General features: G+C 42.4%; 12 protein-coding genes. 10 read left to right on the plus strand and 2 right to left on the minus strand.

Annotation, left to right across the window (positions count from 1 at the left end; all coding sequences use genetic code 11):
- Nucleotides 1–25: 25 nt before the first annotated feature.
- The 10 genes from ACYVM0_RS02025 (at nt 26) to ACYVM0_RS02070 (ending at nt 16,564) form a co-directional block, all read left to right on the plus strand.
- Nucleotides 26–2,446, plus strand: a complete 2,421-nt coding sequence (locus ACYVM0_RS02025; RefSeq protein ID WP_460551697.1) for a glycoside hydrolase family 31 protein — start codon at nt 26–28, stop codon at nt 2,444–2,446.
- A gap of 76 nt (nt 2,447–2,522) precedes the next feature.
- On the plus strand, nt 2,523–4,922 hold the full coding sequence (locus tag ACYVM0_RS02030) for a glycoside hydrolase family 127 protein (RefSeq protein WP_460551699.1): 2,400 nt from the start codon (nt 2,523–2,525) through the stop codon (nt 4,920–4,922).
- A 10-nt stretch (nt 4,923–4,932) separates the two neighbouring features.
- Nucleotides 4,933–6,057: a glycoside hydrolase family 43 protein gene (locus ACYVM0_RS02035; protein ID WP_460551702.1), complete on the plus strand. Its 1,125-nt coding sequence runs from the start codon at nt 4,933–4,935 to the stop codon at nt 6,055–6,057.
- Nucleotides 6,058–6,109: 52 nt separating this feature from the next.
- Entirely contained in the window at nt 6,110–6,619 is a 510-nt protein-coding gene (locus ACYVM0_RS02040; protein WP_460551704.1) for a hypothetical protein, read from the plus strand.
- Between the two features lie 133 nt (nt 6,620–6,752).
- On the plus strand, nt 6,753–7,457 hold the full coding sequence (locus ACYVM0_RS02045; protein ID WP_460551707.1) for a 3-keto-disaccharide hydrolase: 705 nt from the start codon (nt 6,753–6,755) through the stop codon (nt 7,455–7,457).
- 61 nt (nt 7,458–7,518) lie between these two features.
- Complete coding sequence (locus ACYVM0_RS02050; RefSeq protein WP_460551709.1) at nt 7,519–9,495, plus strand: alpha-L-arabinofuranosidase C-terminal domain-containing protein; 1,977 nt, start codon at nt 7,519–7,521, stop codon at nt 9,493–9,495.
- 28 nt (nt 9,496–9,523) lie between these two features.
- Nucleotides 9,524–11,998: a glycoside hydrolase family 95 protein gene (locus ACYVM0_RS02055; RefSeq protein WP_460551711.1), complete on the plus strand. Its 2,475-nt coding sequence runs from the start codon at nt 9,524–9,526 to the stop codon at nt 11,996–11,998.
- A gap of 6 nt (nt 11,999–12,004) precedes the next feature.
- The gene (locus ACYVM0_RS02060; protein ID WP_460551714.1) at nt 12,005–13,573 is read left to right on the plus strand and encodes a glycoside hydrolase family 43 protein; all 1,569 of its coding nucleotides are present in this window, start codon (nt 12,005–12,007) and stop codon (nt 13,571–13,573) included.
- Nucleotides 13,574–13,610: 37 nt separating this feature from the next.
- The gene (locus tag ACYVM0_RS02065; protein ID WP_460551717.1) at nt 13,611–14,963 is read left to right on the plus strand and encodes a family 43 glycosylhydrolase; all 1,353 of its coding nucleotides are present in this window, start codon (nt 13,611–13,613) and stop codon (nt 14,961–14,963) included.
- A 74-nt stretch (nt 14,964–15,037) separates the two neighbouring features.
- Complete coding sequence (locus tag ACYVM0_RS02070; RefSeq protein ID WP_460551720.1) at nt 15,038–16,564, plus strand: alpha-L-arabinofuranosidase C-terminal domain-containing protein; 1,527 nt, start codon at nt 15,038–15,040, stop codon at nt 16,562–16,564.
- 159 nt (nt 16,565–16,723) lie between these two features.
- Here ACYVM0_RS02070 and ACYVM0_RS02075 read toward each other — a convergent pair whose 3' ends face one another.
- Both ACYVM0_RS02075 and ACYVM0_RS02080 read right to left on the minus strand, forming a co-directional pair.
- Nucleotides 16,724–20,113, minus strand: coding sequence for a VCBS repeat-containing protein (locus ACYVM0_RS02075; RefSeq protein WP_460551723.1), 3,390 nt, complete (start codon nt 20,111–20,113; stop codon nt 16,724–16,726).
- 102 nt (nt 20,114–20,215) lie between these two features.
- On the minus strand, nt 20,216–21,742 hold the full coding sequence (locus ACYVM0_RS02080; protein WP_460551726.1) for a RagB/SusD family nutrient uptake outer membrane protein: 1,527 nt from the start codon (nt 21,740–21,742) through the stop codon (nt 20,216–20,218).
- Between the last annotated feature and the right edge of the window lie 23 nt (nt 21,743–21,765).

Below are 21,765 nucleotides of genomic sequence, written 5' to 3' on the forward strand. Positions count from 1 at the left end.
ATGATTTCGATAAAATAACCTTACTATGATGATGAAGAAATTTTTAGCTGTAACGCTTTTTGTATTTGCCACATGGGGCAATAGTATAGCACAAAGTATTCAAAAAACGGATGCAGGCATAAAAACAACCATCAATAAAACAGCTATTGAAATAAAATATTATAGTGCGTCTGTTGTAAGGATAATTAAATCACCCGAAGGCAGCTCGTTTAATAAAAAAAGCCTTTCGGTTATTGCAGCACCACAAAAAATAGACTTTACTGTAATGCAACAAGCAGGCATAGTTACAATAAAAAGTGATAGCGTAACTGTTCAGTGTAACCTTAGTTCAGGAACAATACGTTTTTATACTACGGCGGGAACAAACCTCCTGAGTGAAAAAGAAAACAGCACTTTCTTTAAACCATTTAATGATGCTGGCAGCAATACCTTTTCCATAGAGCAGGCTTATATTTTAGCTAAAGAAGAAGCCATTTATGGATTGGGCCAGCAACAGAAAGGTAAAATGGTGCAACGTAATCTTACCCTTACCATGGTGCAGGGAAATACAGATGATTATATTCCGTTCTTTCAATCGGTAAAAGGCTACGGCTTGTTCTGGGACAATTATTCTCCCACTGTTTTTTCAGATAACGCAGAAAGTACGTCCTTTAAATCAGATGTGGGAGATTGCATAGATTATTATTTTATGTACGGTGGTAATGCCGATGGCGTAATTGGATGCATGAGAAACCTTACCGGCCAGGCACCCATGTTTCCATTGTGGACCTACGGATTTTTTCAGAGTAAAGAACGGTATAAAAGCCAGGAGGAGTTGGTGGAGGTGGTAAAAAAATATCGGCAGCTGGGTGTACCGCTGGATGGTATCATACAAGACTGGCAATATTGGGGCAGCAACTATTTATGGAATGCAATGGACTTTTTAAATGACGAATTTCCGGGGCCGGAGAAAATGGTAAATGATGTACACAATTTACATGCACACCTCACCATTTCCATTTGGAATTCTTTTGGCCCTCAAACAAAACAATACCGTGAGCTGGACAGCATTGGTGCATTGATGAATTTTAGCACCTGGCCACAATCGGGGTCTACATTATGGCCACCGCGGCGTGATTATCCGTCTGGTGTAAGAGTATACGATCCGTACAACCCCGTTGCCCGTGATATATACTGGAAGTATCTTAATAAAATGCATTTGCTGGGAATAGATGGCTGGTGGATGGATTCATCGGAGCCTGATCATCTTGATTTTAAACCATCCGACCTGGATAACAAAACCTATATGGGGTCATTCCGAAAAGTGCGTAATGCATTTCCGTTAATGACAGTGGGCGGCGTATATACGCACCAGCGTGCTGTGGATTCCAACAAAAGAGTCTTTATTCTTACCCGTTCTGCATTTGCAGGTCAGCAACGGTATGGTGCAAATACCTGGTCGGGTGATGTTACCGCATCCTGGAGTGCATTAAGAAATCAAATTGCTGCAGGGTTAAATTTTTCGTTATGCGGAATCCCTTACTGGAACAGTGATATCGGCGGATTCTTCTTATGGAATTTTAAAAAGAAACTGGAAGATCCCGAGTACCGGGAGTTGTATGTGCGCTGGTTGCAGTTTGGTACTTTCTGTCCTATGATGCGTTCGCATGGTGCAGATGCACCCCGTGAAATTTACCAGTTTGGAAAAAAAGGCGACAAAGCATATGATGCCATTGAAAGATACATCAACCTGCGTTACCGTCTGTTGCCCTATATCTATTCCACTTCATGGGATGTTTCGGCTAACCATTCCAGTATGCTACGTGCATTAATGATGGATTTTGCCGCTGATAAAACTGTTTTGGATATTAATGACCAGTTTATGTTTGGTCAATCGATTATGGTAAGCCCGGTTACTGCAGCCATGTATATTAAACCGGTTGTAAATGGAAAAGATACATTGCCGGCGGAAGATTTCAGTACAGCAAAATCAAAAGAACTCTATTTGCCTGCTGGCACAAACTGGATCGATTTCTGGACAGGAGAGAAATTTACCGGAGGCAAAAAGATACTTAAAGAAACACCGATTGATATCATACCGCTTTATGTAAAAGCAGGAGCTATCATTCCTATTGGCCCGGCCGTGCAATACGCCGCAGAAAAAAAATGGGACGAACTGGAGATACACATCTACCCGGGTGCCAACGGAAAATTTGTATTGTATGAAGATGAAAATGATAATTACAACTACGAAAAGGGTATCTATTCTACCATTACTTTTAATTGGGATGATAAAAAGAAATGGCTGACAATTAACGATAGAAATGGCAGCTTCCCCGGAATGCCGGACAGCAGAAAATTTAATATTGTGATGGTTGACATTAATAAAGGAGGCGGTGATGGCATATTTGAAAAAGCAGATAAGGCGGTAACCTATGCAGGAAAGAAAATGACTGTGAAATTTTAATAACAAAAGAAGCTTAACTGTGATGGCACTGTAACACTGTTAGCAGCTGACATTACCTAATGCGAATGTATAAAAGATGCGAAAAATAAATAGCACTATATCGGTAATTTGCCTTTTACTTGTTTGCTGTGCAGCTAACGCACAGGATAAATTATACAATAACGAATTTCCATTAGCTGATGTACAATTGCTTGACGGACCATTTCGGCATGCACGTGATCTTAATATCAAAGTGCTTTTGGAATATGATGTAGACCGTTTATTGGCTGGGTACAGAAAGGAAGCCGGTTTACCTGAAAAAGCAAAGTCATTTTCTAACTGGGATGGTTTGGACGGGCATGTAGGTGGGCATTATCTTTCGGCGCTTGCCATGAATTATGCTGCCACCGGAAATGCGGATTGTAAAAAACGCTTGGCGTATATGCTTGGCGAATTAAAAGCCTGCCAGGATGCAAACGGAATAAATAACCCGGGTTGGGCAAATGGTTATGTGGGCGCAGTACCCAATGGCAAAAAAATATGGAGCACATTGCAACAGGGCGATTTTGCAGCATACCGCTCTGCATGGGTGCCCTGGTATAATGTACATAAGATGTATGCTGGCCTGCGGGATGCATGGATGTACACCGGTAACCATGATGCCAAAGAAATCTTTTTAAAATTTTGCGACTGGGCAATACATATCACCGCCTCATTAACAGATGCACAAATGCAAGCAATGCTGGATATGGAGCATGGCGGCATGAATGAGATTTTTGCAGATGCTTACGAAATGACCCGGGATGAAAAATATTTAATCGCTGCAAAAAGATTTTCGCACAGGATGTTATTAGATGCGATGGAGGCGGAAAAAGACAACCTGGATAACAAACATGCCAACACACAGGTGCCAAAAGCAGTGGGTTTTGAACGTATTGGCGAGCTGGCCCACGATGACAATTATAAAAAAGCCGGAGATTTTTTCTGGCAAACAGTTACCAGTAACCGAAGTCTTGCGTTTGGTGGCAACAGCCGCCGGGAATCTTTTCCAACAATAGCTGCTTCAACAGATTTTGTAAATGACGTGGAAGGGCCGGAGTCCTGCAATTCTTACAATATGCTGAAATTAACAGAAGACCTCTTCCGGGTTAACCCATTGGCCAGGTATGCAGATTACTACGAGAGGACCTTGTATAATCACATCCTCTCTACCCAGCACCCGGTGCATGGCGGTTATGTGTATTTTACACCGGCACGTCCGCGGCATTACAGGGTATATTCTTCCCCCAACGAAGGGATGTGGTGTTGCGTGGGCAGCGGTATGGAAAATCATGGTAAGTACAATCAATTTATTTATACCCACCAAAAAGATGCGTTGTATGTGAATCTTTTTGTGGCTTCTGAATTAAACTGGAGAGAAAACAAAATCAAGCTCAAACAGCAAACACTTTTTCCTTACGAAGAAAAAACAAGTATAACAATTACTGAAGGCAGTTCACTTTTTTCATTGATGATCCGTTATCCTTCCTGGGTAAAAGATGGTGCGTTAAAAATTATGGTGAATGGTAAAGCCATTGCTTTCGCCAATCATCCTTCATCTTATATAGCCGTTAAACGGTTATGGAAAAAGGGCGACGTGGTTACAGTGCTATTACCCATGCACAACAGTATTGAACCTATGCCCAATGTATCCAACTACATTGCCATTATGCATGGCCCCATTTTACTGGGTGCAAAAACAGGAACCGAAGATATGAAAGGCCTGGTGGCAGGCGACGGCAGGTGGGCACATATTGCCGGCGGAGCAAAGCTGCCGGTTGATAAAGCACCCATAATTATTGAAGACAATCCAAATGCGATTGCTGACAAACTTACACCTGCAGCAGGCAAACCTTTAACCTTTACTGCAACCGCAGTAAAAATGATCAATCCCGTTAACGTAGTGTTTGAACCATTCTTTAAAATTCATGATGCCAGGTACATGATGTACTGGATGGCACTGAGTAATACGGGCTATCAAACCTATCTTGATTCAATCGCCATTATAGAAAAACAACAACTGCAGTTACAAAAACGTACAGTTGATTTTGTTGCAACCGGGGAGCAGCAGCCGGAAGCGGACCACTTTATTCAAAAACAAAATTCAAACACGGGCAATAGCATGGATGCATTCTGGCGTGATGCCCGTGGCGATGGTTATTTCAGTTACCAGCTTTCTACCAATAACGAAACCGGTTTATCCCTGCTTGTAAAATACTGGGGCGCCGAATGGGGGAACAGGAAATTTGACATCTACATTGATGATGAAAAATTAATTACAGAAGATAATACCGGTAAATGGAACCAGTCGCAATTTAAGGAGGTGGAATACCCGATCCCGGGTACAATGATCAAAGGGAAAAGTAATGTGCGGATAAAATTCCAGTCATTGCCGGGCAATACGGCCGGTGCAGTGTATTATATACGTCTGCTACGAAATAGTAAAAGCAACGATTAATATTGAAAGAATGATCACTAAAATAAAAATACTTGCAGGGGCTTTACTCATCTCATCGGTTGCATTGGCACAGATCAATCCGTTTGGGGTACCACCTGCTTCAACTGCAAAACATGAATTTCGTTACACCAATCCGGTTACAAGAGATGCTTCGATCTCCATGCGTGACCATTTTATTATTAAAGTAGATAAAAAATGGTATTGTGTGGGAACATCAGAGCCGGTGTGGACAGGCCCTAATCCTGGTGTACGCCTACTCGTTTCTGATGACCTTACGCACTGGACCCAGCATTCCTTTATTATCGATGCTAAAAAATTACCTCCCGATTGTCCGTATAACGGACGGTTCTGGGCACCCGAAATTCATTTTATCAAAAATAAATACTACCTCACCGTTAACAGTGGTAAGGTAACTGCCGAAGATCCAAAGGGAATGAAGACCCACAGTGTATGGCTGTTTGCAGCAGACAGTGTAACAGGTCCGTACAAACTGGTGAATGGCCCGTTAACACCGCAGTATAATAACGATGCCACGTTGTTTGAAGATGAAGACGGGCAGACTTATCTCTATTGCAGTGGCAACGGATTGTTCCAGGCAAAAATTGATCTGGGCAGCGGCAGGCTTACCACGCCCATTCAAAAGTTTTTAGATAAAAAACAACCGGGCTGGCCCGAATGGATGGTGGGTGGAATTGAAGGGCCTTTCGTAATAAAAAAAGAAGGCACTTATTTTATGTTCTTCTCTACCTGGACACGTGGTTATGAAGTGGGCTTACTAAAATCCAGGTCACCACTTGGCCCGTGGGAACTGGCTTCACCGGAGCCCATTTTTGGCACCAGGAAAAAAGGTTACCGGCCGGAGTTGGCAAAAGGAGGTGGCTATGATAATTTAAAATTTACTGACACAGCAGACCCTTACCAGGAAACAGGCCACAATGCATTATTCATCGGGCCCGACGGACAGTTGTGGAATTCCTGCCATTATTTTATGTACGAAAAAAGGCCTTACCCTTACAGCCAGACATTTGAACCCTGGGAAAAAGGTCCGCAAATGGGTATTGAACCGGTGTATTATAAAGAGGGCATGTTTTATATCAAAGGGCCAACGTGGACAGAACAAATAATTCAGTATTAAAATCAGTAACAGTATTCATGCTTTGTTTTTAACCATTTAAACTATAAAATCTATGATTAATTTTTCAGGTAAATTCCGTTTTATGCTGCTTGTGCTTTCAATGACAGTATGTAGTACGTTATCTGTAAATGCACAACGGGCCAGTTTCTCTGGGGAGTGGAAACTGGATGAAACAAAAAGTGAATTAGGTGAATTTGGTGGCAGGGCTGCCCGTTCCGTTAAAGCAGATCAAAAAGATGATGCCATCACCATTACCAGGACAACTCCCGGATTTAACGGCGGCGATCCAATTACCACAACCCTTACAGTAACCTATGACGGTAAAGTGGCCGAATCTGAAGGCTTTGGTGGTGCCAAAAGAAAATCAACGGCAAAATGGTCTGACGATGGAAAAACACTAACGATCAGCAGTAACATGGTTTTGGAAAGAGACGGACAATCTTTTGAAATCAAATCAACTGAAAACTGGACATTGACAAAAGATGGATGGCTTTCAATAGTTACCAACTCTTCTTCACCACGAGGAGAAAGTACCATAAAAGCAGTGTATACCAAATCGTAATTCCAGGTACAAGCAGCTGGTCACAAAATGAATTGTGGTATTTTTTTTCACAGGAAAAGACCTGTGCAGCGCTGCTTATAAAAACTGGTTTAGCAAACGTTGATTATTAAAATCATAAACCTGTCAATTGAGTATGTTATTATTCCAACCAGGTAAAAAGGAAGCCGGCAGGGCAACGCTCTTTGCAGTTGCGGTATTCTTTTTATTCATTCACTGCAGCGCCACGGCGCAGGTAGATACAACAGTACTGAAAAAAACACTGCCAAAGGCTGGTAAAATGCAACATAACAAACCAACCGGTAAAGGTTGGGTAAACCTGCTGCAATTCCCTGGAGACTGGAATTTTGAAAATGCATACTGGCATTTTACCGATAGCTCTTTTCATGGCGAAATGGGAAAAGAAAAATTACATCATTATTGTTATACCAAAAAAAGCTACAAAGATTTTGAATTGAATGTGATGATAAGAATGATTGGTGACTCCAATGCCAATTCGGGTGTATGCGTACGCATTAATCCAACCGATTTTGATAATGCCCCGGGCTACCAGGCAGACATGGGCAAAGGATATTGGGGTTCACTATGGGAAGAACGGCGGGGCAATATGGTGCAGCAATATCCTGGTGCATTGGTAAAAAAACTCGTTCACCAGAATGACTGGAATCATTATTACATTGTTGTTCGAGGCCACCATATACAGGCATGGCTTAATGGCGTAAAAACAATTGATATCATTCATGATGCCGGTTTCCTGGAAGGTAGTGTTGGTTTTCAGCTTTGTCATTATCATAACCAGACTGCTGTGGATGTAAAATCATTTTATATAAGAGTATTATAGAACACAAAAACAGGTACAAAAAATGAAACGGAACAAACAACAATCAAATAGGCTGAGGTGTATGAAAACGAAATTATTTTTTATACCGGTTTTAATAGGCTGTTTAGCAGCGGTGTCAGTACGATCTCAAACAATACAGCCAGCAAACTCAAAAAACAGTAAAAAAATCAGTCCTGATCTTTTTGGATTATTTTTTGAAGACATCAACTATGCAGCTGACGGAGGATTGTATGCGGAACAAATACAAAACCGTTCATTTGAATACAGCCCTTCCGAAAAAAAAGAATGGAACCCGTTGTCGTATTGGGAATATATTACCCCGGGTTATTCCTACGGCAGCATCAGTGTTGAAACTGCTGCTCCCATCAACAGCAATAACCCGCATTATATTGTACTGAATGCAGAGCATATAGGTAAAGAAGAAAAATATACAGGGCCTTCGGGTGTGGGAATAAAAAATACAGGCTTTGCAGGAATAGTGGTACGGAGCGGCGAAAGGTATAACCTGTCCTTATTTGCCAAAAAACTTTCCGGCACACCGATAACGTTAACGATTACCCTGCAAAATACAAAAGGGCAGGTATTGGCAGAAAATGTGCTTGCTGTTGCTTCGGCTGACTGGCAAAAATATTCCACTACCTTAACAGCAACCGCCGGTTTTGATACCGCTTCACTGGTGGTACTGGCCACAACACCAGGTAAGTTTGCAGTAGATGTAATATCGCTTTTTCCGGAACATACTTTTAAGAACAGAACCAACGGGCTTCGTGCCGATCTTGCGCAACTGCTGGCAGATATGAAACCAAAATTCATTCGCTTCCCCGGCGGCTGCCTGTCGCATGGTGATGGTTTGGGCAACATGTACCGCTGGAAGAATACTATCGGCCCCATTGAAGAGCGGGTAGAGCAACGAAATATCTGGGGCTATCACCAAACGGCGGGCCTGGGTTACTATGAATACTTTCAGTTTTGTGAAGATATAGGTGCTAAACCATTACCGGTACTACCCGCTGCCGTTAGTTGCCAGAATAGCGGTGGTACCTGGCGTGTGGGCGGTACCGGGCAAAAGGCGTTGCCTATGAATGAAATGCAGGACTATATCCGGGAAGTGATCGATCTTATAGAATGGGCGAACGGACCGGCTACTTCTGTATGGGGAGCCAAACGTGCAGCAGCAGGGCATCCTGCACCGTTTAACTTACAATATATTGGTATTGGCAATGAAGATAAAATAACACCGGAGTTTGAAGAACGTTTTACCATGATCTACAAAGCGGTGAAAGAAAAACATCCTGAAATTACAGTCATAGGAACCGTTGGGCCTTTCCACAGTGGGGACGATTTTGAAAAAGGCTGGAAGCTGGCAGATAATCTTAAAGTACCGGTTGTAGATGAACACTATTACACCAGCCCCGAATGGTTTATGGGCAATCAAAGCAGGTACGATGCCTATAAACGAAATGCTACTGAGGTTTACCTGGGCGAATATGCATCATGGGGAAACAAGTTGCGTAATGCCATTGCCGAAGCAGCCTATATGACCGCACTGGAACGCAATGGTGATGTGGTAAGGCTGTCTTCTTATGCACCATTGTTTGCAAAAAATAATTTTACACAATGGAAAACCGACATGATCTTCTTCGACAATGTAAAAGTTTCTCCCACACCAAATTATTACGTGCAAAAAATGTTTGCAGCCAATGCAGGTGATGTGTATTTCAGCAATGTTATTTCAAAAGACAATGCTGATACAACCCTTGCAGCCTCGTGTGTGCAGGACAGCCAGACAGGAGATGTGGTGCTTAAGCTGGTGAATTTTGGCAATGCGGCGAAGGTAATGACAATCGATCTTTCAGGGTTTAAGAAAATTGATCCTGTTGCCGAACAAACTATACTTACCGGAAAACCTGATGCGGAAAATAGTATTCAAAATGGAAGTACTGTAATGCCTGTAACCACAGCGTTTAAAGCAGGAAAGCATTTTGCCTTTCAGTGCCAGCCAATGTCTTTAACCGTAATAAGAGTTAAAACGAAATAATTAAGCAGATCAAAAAGATCCAGTAAGTATGAAATTAAAAATAAATTGTTCGGTATTGGTGCTTTTAACAACAGCCTTATTAAATGTTGCTTGTGCTCAAAATAGCGCTGCATTAAAATTATGGTATAACCAACCGTCGGGAAAAATTTGGGAAAATGCATTGCCCATCGGCAACGGCCGATCAGGAGCTATGATCTATGGTAACGTTGACACAGAGACGATACAGTTGAACGAGCACACTTTATGGAGTGGCGGCCCTAACCGCAACGATAACCCATTGGCATTGGATTCTCTCTCTGAGATCAGGAAACTGATCCTGGACGGAAAACAAAAACAGGCAGAGCAACTGGCGAACAGGGTTATCATCAGCAAAAAATCTCATGGCCAGATGTTTGAGCCTGCCGGTGAAATTCATTTATTCTTTCCGGGGCAGGAAAATTTCAGCAACTACTACAGGGAACTGGATATTGAAAGAGCGGTAACCAAAACAAGTTACACCGTTGGTGATGTGACGTATACACGGGAAGCCATTGCTTCATTTCCCGACAGGGTGGTGGTGATGCACTTAACCGCCAGTAAACCCAACAGTATTTCATTTACTGCTTATTATTCTTCCCCGCAACCAAAGGTGGAAGTAAAAACAGTAGCATCCAAACAATTGACTTTTGCCGCCACTACTATCGATCATGAAGGCGTGAAGGGAATGGTGCGTTATAAGGGTATTGTGGATTTTAAAACCAATGGCGGATCGGTAAGTGCTACCGATACTGCAGTGGTTGTAAAAAATGCCAGCGAAGTAACCATTTATATTTCCATTGCCACCAGCTTTAATAACTACCGGGATGTAAGCGGCAATGAGAATGAAAGGGCCGCGTCATATATTATAAAAGCAAGGGCAAAATCATTTGCTGAAATTTTAAAGGTGCATGTTGCTGCGTATCAAAAATATTTTAACCGGGTAAAACTTGACCTGGGCAGTACTGGCGCTGAACAATTACCCACAAACGAGCGGCTGAAAAATTTTCATACTGCTAACGATCCGCAGTTTGCTGCCCTGTATTTTCAATTTGGCCGTTACTTACTCATCTCTTCTTCGCAACCGGGCGGGCAGCCTGCAAACCTGCAGGGCATCTGGAATAATAAACTACGTCCGGCATGGGACAGCAAATACACGATCAACATCAACGCCGAAATGAATTACTGGCCGGCAGAAAAAACAAATCTTTCCGAATTGCATGAACCGTTTTTACAAATGGTGAAAGAATTATCCATTGCAGGAATGCAAACTGCAAAAGATATGTATGGTGCAAGGGGATGGATGGCACATCATAATACCGATATCTGGCGTGCTACCGGTGCGGTGGACGGCGCATTCTGGGGATTATGGAACCAGGGCGGCGGATGGACGAGCCAGCATCTGTGGGAGCATTATTTATACACCGGCGATAAAAAATTCCTGGCCACAGTGTATCCTGTTTTAAAAGGTGCTGCAACTTTTTATGTTGATTTTTTGGTAGAGCATCCCGTTAATCACTGGCTGGTGATCAATCCTGATGAATCTCCTGAAAATGCGCCTGCAGCACACCAGGGTTCTTCGCTGGATGTAGGTACTACCATGAGCAATCAGATTGTATTTGATGTTTTTACTGCAACAATAAACGCAGCAGCCATCTTAAAACAGGATGCGGCTTTTATGGATACACTTGAGCAAATGCGCAGCCGCCTTGCGCCCATGTATATCGGGCAGTATGGCCAGTTACAGGAATGGTTAGACGATATTGACGACCCGAAAGATAACCACCGGCATATTTCTCATTTGTATGGATTATTCCCATCCAATCAAATATCTGCCTATCGTACGCCGGCATTATTTAATGCTGCAAAAAACACACTGTTGCAACGTGGCGATGTTTCTACCGGGTGGAGTATGGGCTGGAAGGTAAACTGGTGGGCAAGAATGCAGGATGGTAATCATGCCTATAAATTAATTCAGCATCAACTCACGCCATTAGGCGTCAATCCCGGCGGAGGCGGCACTTACAATAATCTTTTTGATGCCCATCCGCCATTCCAGATCGATGGCAACTTTGGTTGCACGTCGGGCATAGCTGAAATGCTGATGCAAAGTTCTGACGGTGCGGTTCATTTGTTGCCTGCTTTACCGGATGCATGGCAGGAAGGCGGATCTGTTTCGGGACTTAAAGCAAAAGGCGGTTTTGAAATTGTACTGGTGAAATGGAAAGAGGGCAAACTGGTTAAAGTAATTATCCGTTCACTTATTGGTGGTAACCTGCGGTTGAGGGTTCCCAATGAACTGGTATTAGCAAACGGACAATTAAGGCCAGCTGATGGCGAAAACAATAATCCATTTTACCAGGTAGCGGCAACCAAAGATGCAGTGATCTCTTCAAAAGCAGTGCTTGCTGCACCAGACCTGAAAAAAACATTGCTGTATGATATTCCGACCATACCGGGAAAGACTTATTCACTAATGATCAAATAAAGTACGATGAAAAAATATGCAGGCTTAACTTTTATTATCACTACAATTTTATTGAATTCTTTAATAGCACAGGACAATGTCAAAGCAAAAAATCCGGTGATTTTTGCAGACGTACCGGATATGTCAATCGTTCGTGTTGGTAATACTTATTACATGAGCAGCACTACAATGCATATGAGCCCGGGTGTACCCATCATGAAATCCACCGACCTGGTAAACTGGAAGCTGGTTAATTATGCTTATGATACATTGGCAAATATGGATGAACTGAATCTTACAAATGGTAAAAGTACTTACGGCAGAGGATCATGGGCCAGCTGTATACGTTACCATAAAGGTATTTATTATGTGTCCACTTTTGCACAAACCACCGGCAAGACTTATATCTATTCTACAAAAAATATTGAGAGAGGTCCGTGGAAAACAGTTTCATTCAAACCCTCGTATCATGACCATACGATTTTTTTTGACGACGATGGTAAAGTATACCTGATTACCGGTGCCGGTAAGCTGCGAATATTTGAAATGAATGAGAGTTTAACCGATGTAAAATCTGAAACAGAACGGGTATTGATAGAAAATTCGAGTTCGCCGGCGGGAGACAATATTATGCTAAAAGCAGAGGGGTCGCAGCTTTTTAAAATAAAGGGCAAATATTATCTATTCAATATTGTGTGGCCACGTGGTGGCATGCGTACCGTACTTATCCATCGTGCTGATAAAATAACAGGCCCATGGGAAGGAAGGGTGGCATTGCAGGATATGGGCGTGGCACAAGGTGGACTGATCGATATGCCTGATGGTAACTGGTACGCATACCTGTTTAGAGATTACGGGTCTGTTGGCCGCATTCCTTATCTGGTACCTGTTAAGTGGCAGGATGGATGGCCGGTACTGGGCATAAATGGTAAAGTGCCCGAAACATTGGAACTGCCCGCCAATAAAAGTTTAATTCCGGGTATCGTGGCTTCAGATGAATTCACCCGCAAAAAAAATGAAGCACCACTGCCGCTGGTTTGGCAATGGAATCATAACCCGGATAACAGTTTATGGTCGGTTACAGAACGTAAAGGATTTCTCCGTTTAAAAACAGGAAGGATCGATACTTCTTTTTTGCTGGCACGAAATTCACTCACACAGCGCACTATCGGCCCGGTTTGTTCGGGTACTATATCGCTTGATGTTTCCAAAATGAAAGACGGTGACTTTGCAGGACTGGGATTATTACAAAAGCAATTTGGTTTATTGGGTGTGCGGATAGACGGCAGCAACAAATCTGTTGTAATGATCAATGCCGGCACAGGTAAACCTGTTGAAGCGGCAGTTATTCCGCTTAACCAAAACATGGTATATTTTAAAGCAGACTGCAATTTTACCGACAAAAAAGACCTGGCTGATTTCTTTTACAGTCTCGATGGAAAATCATGGACATTGATTGGTACGCAGCTAAAGATGGCGTATACCATTCCGCAGTTCATTGGTTACCGGTTTGCGCTGTTTAATTACGCCACTAAAGAAAAGGGCGGTTATGCTGATTTTGACTACTTCCGTATTGCAGATAATATTTCAAAATGAATAACCTAATTAACCTGCTTAAATTAAAATACATCTCATGAAATATGTAAAATGCCCGCTGCTGTTACTCACTTCTTGTATACTGTTATCAGTAAACATGGTAAGGGCACAAAACCCCATTGTACGAAATATGTATTCAGCAGATCCCTCTGCAAGAGTATTTGGCGACAGGGTGTATGTTTATCCGTCACACGATATACTGGCAACAGAAGGCAAAGGGCGTGTGGGATGGTTTTGTATGGAGGATTACCATGTTTTTTCTTCAGCAGACCTTACTGAATGGACAGACCATGGCATGATCGTTTCGCAAACCAATGTGCCCTGGGTAAAGCCAGACAGTTACAGCATGTGGGCACCGGATTGTATTGAGCGCAATGGTAAATTTTATTTTTACTTTCCCACATCGCCTAAAGATACAACTGCATACGGCCGTGGTTTCAGGGTAGGCGTAGCTGTTGCCGATAAACCAACCGGCCCGTTTGTGCCGCAGGCGGAACCCATAAAAGATGTTCGTGGCATCGATCCTAATGTATTTATCGATAAAGACGGGCAGGCTTACCTCTACTGGTCAGCCGGAAACATTTACGGGGCTAAGCTGAAAGAAAATATGCTGGAGCTGGATTCCGAAGTAAAAACATTAGGCGATCTGCCTTCAAAAGGATTAAAAGAAGGGCCTTATCTTTTTGAGCGCAACGGTATTTATTACCTCACATATCCGCATGTGGAAAATAAAATTGAACGACTGGAATATGCCACCGGCGATAACCCTTTGGGGCCATTTAAATTTACCGGTGTTATCATGGATGAATCTCCTACGGGCTGCTGGACCAATCATCATTCCGTAATTCAATTCAAAAACCAGTGGTATTTATTTTATCATGATAGAAATTATTCTCCGCGTTTTGATAAAGCCCGTTCTGTAAGAGCTGATAGTTTGTTTTTTAATGCCGATGGCACCATTAAAAAAGTAATACCCACTTTACGGGGTGTTGGCATAAGCGATGCAAAAAAAGAAATACAGTTTGACCGGTATTCCGCCATCAGCAATGAAGGTACTGCCATCGATTTTATGGACACCACAAACAGGTTCGCCGGGTGGAAAACAATTTTCAATCAACCAGGTGCATGGGTACAATATAATAGTGTTGATTTTGGAAAAAAAACTTTGAAGAAAGCAGTAGTAAAAGCAGCATCTGAAACAGGCGGCATTTTGCAAATACGTACCGGAAGTAGTAACGGTACTGTATTGGCAGAAATAAATATTCCTAAAAGCACAGCCATGGAAATAATAAAAGCCCCAGTAATAAAATTCCAGCCTGGTATGCAAAATATTTTTATCACCTGGAAAAATAATGGGCAGGCCGAAATTGACTGGATAAAATTTGAATAATATTTTCAGTAAAGTATAAGGTACAGGTTACCCTGCCAACTGATTTGCTCACATAAAAATAAAAAAAACGTTGTATGAAAAAGTTACTATTTACCGGGTTGTTTTTTTTGCCGTTGCTGCTGAGTGCACAAACAGCAAAAATTAAGATCGATACGGAAAGGTCCATCGGGCAGATTGATCCTAAAATTTACGGGGTTTTTATGGAACCCATCCAGATCAGTGGCAGAAGGGGATTGCCCGATTCGCCTAAATTAAACACACTCTACGGTACACTGTACGATCCATTGTCGCCACTGGCCGATGAAAACGGGTTTAAGAAAAATTATATTGATGCCATGAAGGAACTAAAGGTAACGAATATGCGCTGGCCGGGTGGCAATTTTTTAATGGGGTACAACTGGCAGGATGGCATTGGCCCCAAAAATCAGCGGCCTGCACGTATCAATATGGCCTGGGGTGGTATTGACGATAACCAGGTGGGTACTGATGAATGGTTTGCATTAAATAAATCAATCGGCAGCGAAAATATAGTGGCCGTTAATCTGGGCCTTGGTACCATTCAGGATGCGGCTTACTGGCTGGAATATTGCAATTATCCCAAAGGCACTTATTACTCCGACCTGCGTGCAAAAAACGGGCATCCTGCACCATACAAGGTAAAGATATGGGACCTGGGTAATGAAGTAGATGGCAAGCCATGGGAACTGGGCCATAAAAATGCAGAAGATTATATTGAAGTGGCAAGAGAAGCCGCCAAAGCCATGCAGGCCGTAGATAATAATATCGACCTTGTAGCCTGTGGCTCTTCCTGGTACAGTAAGAACGAATGGGACAACTGGAACCGTAAAATATTGATGGGCCTCGGCGATAAAATAAGATATCTTTCTATCCATAGTTACTGGGAAAATTCAACCGACTATTATACTCATATGGGGGACGGTGCAAGAATTTTTGATGACAGGATAAAAATAACGGCCGCGGAAATAGAAGCCGTCAGCAACACACAGGGTTTTAAAAATCCGATTTATCTTTCTGTAGATGAATGGGGGTCATTTGGCAGAAACTTTATGAGTGTTTTGCCTGTGGCGCAATCATTCAATTCTTTTATTCGTCATGCCGATGTGGTGAAAATGGGCAACTTCACCATGCTAACCTCGCTACTGTCCGGCGACCCGAAGAAAGGTACTTTTAAATCACCCTTATTTTATATTTTCAAAGCCTACTCCAACAACTGTCTTGGTACATCTGTTGACACTTATGTAGCCTGTGATACGTTCAATACAGAAAAATACAAAGGCATACCTTATTTAGATGTAACCAGCACATATTCCAAAGAAACCAATACGGTGTTTATTAATGTGGTAAACCGGCATAAGGATAAAGCCATTACATCAGAAATTGCAAATACCTCGGGAGATTTTACCGGTAAGGCAGAAGCCAGCCTCATCACCGGAAAGGATTTACAGGAAGGTTTTGTATTTGATAAACAAAATGAGTATGTACCGGTGGTAACTACTATCGATGTAAAAAACAATAAGCTTACCTGTACTTTTCCCCCGCACTCCTTTACACAAATAAAAATTAGTGTAAAAGTAAAATGATCAACCCGGATGGAATTGTATTGGATAGCCGCATGAAATTTTAATATGTTTCCTTGTATAAACAGATACCCGTTTTCTTTGCAACTGGTGATTTACGGGTTTGCAAAGAAAACGGGTATTACTTTTTGTACGTTTTAACGTTACACTATGCAGATCATTCTATTTCGTTTTTTTTAAGGCCGTACCTATCCTGAATACTTGCATCCAGTCATTATTTACAGCGGCCACCAATATTTTTTCTCCGTTTGCCAAACGGATAAGCGACATATCTTTTACATCGCCATTTAAAATAAAGCCACTGGTAGCCGGGGCAACCGAAGTGAAGGTTTTATTACTGCTGCCCCGGAGGAAGCAACCATAAGAAGCATCGTATCTTCCTGTCATCACTTCCGCCTGGTATTCGTTGCCTGCCAGTAAAATATCTTTATAACCGTCATTATCCAGGTCGTCGCAAATAATGGCATTTACCGGTGCAAATTGTGCGGCTACCGGTAACGCATGTTTGATAAATTTGCCGTTCCCCGTATTTTCAAAATAACAGGTTCTTGTTTCATCGCAACGGAACTGAAGTATTTTTTCGGGAGCCTTGCCTTTAAAAATTTCCTCGTAAGTAGCATGCGCATAATCTTCGTTTAAAAGAAATTGTTTTTTTATCGCCGGCACCTGGTCGGCAAAGCGGCCTCTGCTGATAGCGGGGTAAGAATGCCTGATACCGTCTTCGCTTTTTATATAATAGAAGAAGAAAGGATCAACGCTGCCGTTACCATCAAGGTCTGTAGCAAACAATTGCATGGGCGTTGTTGCACTTGCCCTGTACTCGCAGTTCAAACCAAGATTGCCTGCCACCAGGTCTATATCGCCATCATTATCGATGTCGGTGGCAATTAAACTACGCCACATGCCATTATTAACAGTAAGCCCGGTTGATGCCGTTGCATCAATCAAATGCCCGTGATCATTCCTGAAAAATTGCACCGCCATCCATTCTCCTGCAATTACGAGGTCGGTTTGCCCGTCCTTATCAAAATCCGTCCACACCGCTGCAGTAACCATACCCGGTGTTTGCAATGCAGGGCAAACTTTTGCAGTAACATCAGTAAAAATGCCCTGGTTATTCTGCAATAAAAAACTTTTGGGTGATAAGGGATATTTTTTTGAAACCCGGCCCCCAATGAATAGATCCAGATCGCCGTCACCATCAAAATCACCGGCACTTACACAGCCGGCAATGGTTAGTACCGAATCCGGTATGGCATTGGGCTGCGGCCTGAAATTGCCTTTGCCATCGTTGATATACAAACGCGGTTTATAGTGCACAGAATTTTCTTCGTATTGCATATCCCCGCAGGTTACCAGCAGGTCGCTATCACCATCTTTATCAGCATCAAATAAAATGCAATCCATATCTTCTTCAAACTTGATACTGTCGCTAAGATTTTTTGAAGTGAATTTTTCACCAGCATGTTGCGTAAATAATTGTCCCGAGAAATTAAATGCCCCGCCAATAAAAAAATCGGCCCTGCCATCATTATTAATATCTCCCGTGGTAATGAAAGGACCGAGTTGCGAATATTTTTGTGGCAGCAAACGTTGCAGCGTGTAATCGTTAAAAGGGTTGTCCTGGTGCTTATAAACCAAACCGGAAGCCCCCGTAATATCCGAAAAAAGAAAAGAAGCTGCGGTATTGGCGTTGTTGGTATTAACGCTGGCGTTTTTCCATGACAAGGTTAACGTAGTATCAGCCTTCACATTTTGTAATACCTGTTTTTTACCATCAGGCCAATCTATCACCAGCGAATCAGCATGGTCATATTTTCCTAATCCAAAAACCAATTGCTGGTCAACGGATGAAAAATAGCCACGTACAGGATTTTGTTCCTGCAACTGCGCCTTACCGTTATTGTATATTCGTATTTTAGTACCAAAGCCTTTTTTGTTAAGGCTGTCGCCCTGTAGTTGCACGCTTAAAAAATGAGCGCCGGATGGCTTGTCTTTTTGATTGGTGGTGTTGATAAATACGAACGCAGGTTTATTTATATTATTTACAACAAGATCAAGGTCACCGTCATTATCAAGGTCGGCATAGGCCGCTCCATTGGACATAGAAGGTTCGTTGATGCCGCTGCTGTCTGATGCATCGGAAAAAGTAAGGTCCTGGTTATTGAGGTATAAATAATTAGGCAGGTCTACTGTTTTTAACGAGGATAATTTTTTTCGTATGGCGTTTTGCTGTTCTTCCCTGGTTTGCACACTATTAAAAATATTACTGCTGAATTCTAAAAAATCGGCATTGATAAAATCCCTGCCAATACCATTGGTAACATGAATATCTTTCCATCCGTCGTTATTAAAATCAGCCATCAGTACACTCCAGCTCCAGTCGGTAGCCTGGATGCCGGCTAACTGTCCTATCTCGCTAAAAAAAGGAACGGCGGTATCACCCTTTGCTACGTTGCCATTATTCAGTTGCAGCATATTGCGCATGTATTCCGGTTCATAGCCCATGGCCCGTTCCGACTCATACCGTTCGTAATTCATGAATGAAAAAGAGGTCTTTTTCCGCTTATTGGATTCGGGCAGCATATCCAGGGTAATGATATCCGCTAGTGCATCGTTATTGATGTCTGCTGCATCGGCACCCATACTGGAATAAGACTGGTGACGGATTGCTGCAGCTATACTATTTGTAAATGTACCATTATGGTTATTCAGCCGTAATTCGTCATTGGATATAAAATCATTGGCCACGTAAATATCGGGCCACCCATCATTATTAAAATCACTTACGCTAACACCAAGGCCGTAACCATCTTCTTTAATACCTGCAGCCATTGATACATCTGTAAAAACAGGATGCCCGGTATGTGCACTGTCGCCATCGTTACGATAGAGTTTATCATTGGCAGGGGAGTACCCGCTTTTGTCACGTGGAAAAATACTGTTGGAATTCCTGGCACTCAATAAATAATTGGCCAGGTACATATCCAGGTCACCGTCCCTGTCATAATCTACAAATACTGCCTGTGTGGAAAATCCGGTATCAGCCAGGCCGTAGGTTGCTGCTTCTTCTTTAAAAGTGAGGTTGTGCTGGTTGATAAACAACAGGTTTTTTGAACGGTGCATCAGGTCTTTTCCAAATACGCAAACATATATATCATCGTAGCCATCCTGGTTAATATCCACAATGCTTACACCGGTGCACCATACATTGGTGCCTATGCCGGCCTTTTCGGTAATATCATCAAATTGATTATTGCCTTTATTGATGTACAGGCGGCAACTTACCTGGTTGCCCGTAAAAAAAATATCTTTCTGCCCGTCATTATTAAAATCGCCGATGCCTACGCCTCCGCCCATGTATCCAAACTCGTTGATGAAAGAATATGAAGAATCATTATCGTGGATAGTATTACTGAAATTAATACCTGATACGGATGCCGGCAATGCAGTAAACAAAGTGTTTTTTTGTTGCTGCTTACACGATAGCAATAAAAGAATGACTGCAAAAAAAAGTATGGTACTGTTGTTATCAGTTAAAAGTTTTTTCATGCTGCTTACAAGTTATACTTTTAAAAATACCGGGCCAATTCACAGGCAAAAAAAACAGAGGCTACCGAAATAGCCTCTGCTGTTTACCCAAAACAACGCTGCTTATTTTATTAAAGGATTAGTGGACGTTTCAATTGCAGGAATCGGGAACAAGTCAACCTGTCCCGGTACCCTTTCTGGTATAAGAGAAGGGAAGTATCCTTTCTTTCTCCAACGCAGATTATCTATACTGGCCACTTCTTCGGCGCCTAATTCCACGGACCTTTCATGCATCACTGCTTTTAGCGCATCGTTTTTAGTAGCCGGTGCCACTGGCGGCATTGCTACACCCGGACGGTTACGTACTTCATTAATGTAGCCTGCTGCTAAAGCGGGAGTGCCTATCTCAGCTTCGCATTCAGCCAGCATCAGCAATACATCTGCATAACGTATTACACGCTGGTTGATACCTCCGGGATGAAAACCGGAATTCACGTATTCGTAGATGTTATACTTGCGAAAAAATCTTTTTAGTGTAACACCACCTTTTATACTGGTAGCAATATTCATCATACTGGCTGTTAACTTCAATGGCCCCGAAGGAACACCGGTAAGGATATTATCGCCTTCTTCGTATATGGATAACTTATACCTTGGATCATTGGCCTCAAATTCATTCAGGTATCTGTCAGAAGGAATTACGTTACCCCAGGTAATGCCATATTCCTGGTTGCGAACGGTGCTTAAAGGACTGGTAGAACCTTCTCCGTTATAGCCCCAGTTAAAATTATTATCGCCTTTGTCAACAAATACCACTTCAAAAATTGATTCCGAATTAAACTCATGGCCTGTGGCTACTGTTATATTATTGTCATCCTTGGTATCGCCATCAAAATTCCATGAGTAATTAGGCGCCAGCGAATATTTGCCATATACTTTAAGCAAAGCAGTTTTGGCGGCAGCATAATCGCCTTTTTGCATCAGCACCCGGCCCAGCAAAGCATTGGCAGCGCCACTTGTAGCCCTGCCATTGTCAGATGCGCTGTAGGTGGCAGGTAATGCTAAGGCAGCTTCTGTAAGGTCTTTAATAATAAATGCATAAATATCAGCAGCAGGCGACTTGCCCCTGAAACCTGAAGCAGAAGTAACAGTTTCGGTATACAAAGGCACATCGCCCCATTGTGATACCAGTTCAAAATAAGCCCATCCTCTTAAGAATTTGGCTTCTCCGACAGTACGGTCTCTGAGTGCAATATTATCAGTAATTGCCGGCGCTTTACCTAATACCAGGTTAGCCCTGTTGATCATTTGATAACAACCGGACCATACGTTAGACATCACAGCGTTGGCCGGGGCAGGAGATGGTTGCTTAAGCAATTCGGCCCTGGGAGCTTCCAGCTGAGAGCCACCTGAAGCGCATTCACCACCTCTCATATCATGTGTAAAAAACCATTCTCTGCCAACCAGTTCGGCAGATCGTAATATTGAGTAAACAGAATTTACGCCGTTCTGCAATTCCGATGCAGTTTTAAAATAACTTTCTGTGGTGGGATTATTTTTATCCAGCACATCCAGTTTTTTATTACAGCCCGCCATACAGCTGAGTATAAGGGCCGCCGCTATTATTGTTTTATTTATGTTTTGTTTCATAACGTTATAATTGTTTTATAAAA

The organism is Ferruginibacter profundus, from assembly GCF_054783275.1.